Below are 2,688 nucleotides of genomic sequence, written 5' to 3'. Positions count from 1 at the left end.
CGGTGACACTGGTCGTGGTGACCGGAGCCAGCGGCTTCGTAGGAACACACCTGGTCCACGCACTGAAACGCCGCAGGCCGCGGGTGCGGGTGCGCGGGGTGGACGTGCGGCCGCCCGAGTACGGACCGAGCGAGGCGGACGAGTTCGTCCTCGCGGACCTGCGCGACCCCGAGCAGTGCGCGGCGGCGGTGTCCGGCGCCGACCAGGTGTTCGCGCTGGCCGCCAACATGGGCGGGATCGGATGGACGCACGCGGCACCCGCGGAGATCCTGCGCGACAACCTGCTGATCTCGGTCAACACCATCGAGGCATGCCGCACGGCCGCGGTCGGCACCGTCGTCCACACGTCCTCCGCCTGCGTCTACCCCAATTCCCTGCAACACAGCCCCGACAGCGCCCCGTTGGCGGAGGCCACCGTCTTCCCCGCCGAGCCGGACATGGAGTACGGCTGGGAGAAGCTCACCACCGAGATCCTGTGCGGGACCTTCCGCCGGACCTGGGGCATGGACATCAAAATCGCCAGGCTGCACGCCATCTACGGTCCGCTGGGCGCCTATTCAGGTCTGCGCGCCAAATCCCTGTCCATGCTCTGCGGCAAGGTGGCCGCCGTACCCGGCGGTTCCGGCGAGATCGACGTGTGGGGCGACGGCACCCAGACCAGGTCCTACTGCTACGTCGAGGACTGCGTCACCGGCCTGCTCCGCCTCGCACACTCCACGGTGGACCAACCGGTGAACATCGGCTCCGAGGAGCGGATCAGCATCACGGCGCTGGTCGGCCGTATCGCCGACATCGCGGGAAAGTCGATCGTCCCGCGCTATCTGCCCGACAAACCGGTCGGGCCGCTGGGCCGCGTCTCCGACAACACGCTGTGCCGGCAACTGCTCGGCTGGCAGCCGAGCATCTCCCTCGACGAGGGGATCCGTCGCACCTACCCCTGGATCGAGCAGCAGGTCGCCATGGAACGCAGCGGAGAGGGGGCCCGTCGGTGACAGCGGAACGGAACATGCGCGACACTGCGCACGACCTCGGCAGGCTGCTCCTCGGCCACCACGGGCGCTATCGGGACGGCACGCTCCAGGACCTGGTCACCGACCTGTTACGGGACAGGCAGGGCCGACGCGGCTGGATCGTCGACACGGTGAACAGCAGCCTGCTGGTCCGGCAGAAGCTGGCCTACGCCCTGCGGCTCGAACCGCGGCGGCTCCGTACCAAACTGGCCTTCCCGCTGCGCGCCGCCGCGGTCACCGCGCCACCAAGGCCGCTGTCCCTGCTGTGCCCCACCCGCAACCGCGTCGACAACCTGAACACGTTCCTGCGCAGCGTGCAGCGCACCGCCGCCGCACCGGGACGGATCGAGGTGCTCTGCTATGTCGACGACGACGACCCTTCGCTGCCGGAATACCGGGCACTGTTCGACCGGGCGCGCACGCACTACGGCGCGATCGGCCGGTGTGCCCTGCACGTCGGGCCGCCGATCGGGGTCGCGGCAGCCTGGAACCACCTGGCCGAACACGCCGACGGCGACTTCCTGCTGATGGCCAACGACGACCAGCTCTACGTGGACTACGGCTGGGACGTCGCACTGGACCAGCGGGCCGACGACCTCACCAGGCTGCACGAGGACGCCGTGCTGTGCCTGTACTTCGACGCGGCGCAGTACCCGGAGGGCGGCTGCGACTTCCCGATCGTCAGCAGGCCCTGGTACGACACCCTCGGCTACTTCGTACCGACGATCTTCCAGCAGTGGGAGGTCGAGAAGTGGGTCTTCGACCTCGCCCAACGGCTCGGCAGGCTGTACCCGGTGCCCGGGGTCTTCGTCGAGCACCGGCACTACCAGGACTACAAGGCGCCGTTCGACGACACCTATCAGCGCCATCGCATGACCCGGGAGAAGTCGTTCGCCGACCACGCCCTGTTCCTGCGCACCGAGGGCCGGCGCGTGGCGGAGGTGGACAAGCTCGCTGCCCGCACGGTGCGGGAGCGGCGCGGCGGTCGGCGCGGGACGACGCTGCCCGAACCGGCGGCCGACACGGCCCGTCGGCACTACCGTGCGCTCATCGACGGACTGCACGCGGACGGACAGGCCCGCGCCGCGCAGGACTGCGCGGAACTCGCGGTGCGCCAGGGGCTGTGGACCTCGGCACTGCACCGCCCCGCGGAGTTCCACCGGGAGCTGCCGCTGCGGACGGACTACGACCCCGCCGACTTCTGGTTCACCTTCCCTCTCACCGCCCAGCACGAGGCGATCGTGCGCGAGGTGCGCGCCGCGCTGGAGGGCCAACGGCTGCGCCCCGAAGGCGGGCAGGAGGCGGGGACCGACCGCGTCGAGCTGTACCGCGAGGGCACATGGACCGCGTCGGCCACGGAGCTGTCGGTCACCCGGGACATCCTGGACAAGATCCCCGAGGCGCTGCTGTTTCCCGGGGCGGCCGTCGAGCTGGTGCTCCAGCACCCCCCGGCCCGCCGGCCGGCGAGCTGCGGACCGAGCAACGCCTTCCTGCGGGTCGAGTTCGGCCTGATCGTCGCGGCTGGCAGCGGGATCAGGGTCGGGGAGCAGCCAAGGACCTGGCCGGAGGGCGGCTGCCTGATCTTCGACGACGGCCTGGAACGGGAGCGGTGGCACGAGGGCACCGGCCCCGGCGCCGTGCTCACCTTCCGAGTCCCGCACCCGGACCGGTGATCGGC

2 protein-coding genes are annotated in these 2,688 nt (G+C 70.8%); both read left to right on the top strand.

Translation table 11 applies throughout. The features are described 5' to 3' along the window. The first annotated feature begins 2 nt into the window (after positions 1-2). Complete coding sequence (locus LIU39_RS20375; RefSeq protein ID WP_227048237.1) at positions 3-992, top strand: NAD-dependent epimerase/dehydratase family protein; 990 nt, start codon at positions 3-5, stop codon at positions 990-992. Between the two features lie 14 nt (positions 993-1,006). Further along, complete coding sequence (locus LIU39_RS20370) at positions 1,007-2,683, top strand: aspartyl/asparaginyl beta-hydroxylase domain-containing protein (protein WP_227048235.1); 1,677 nt, start codon at positions 1,007-1,009, stop codon at positions 2,681-2,683. Positions 2,684-2,688 lie beyond the last annotated feature (5 nt).

The organism is Streptomyces pinistramenti (assembly GCF_020564935.1).
GTDB classification, from domain to species: domain Bacteria; phylum Actinomycetota; class Actinomycetes; order Streptomycetales; family Streptomycetaceae; genus Streptomyces; species Streptomyces pinistramenti.
The sequence above is the reverse complement of the archived record's forward strand: the minus strand, read 5'-3'. Positions and strand labels throughout refer to the sequence as shown.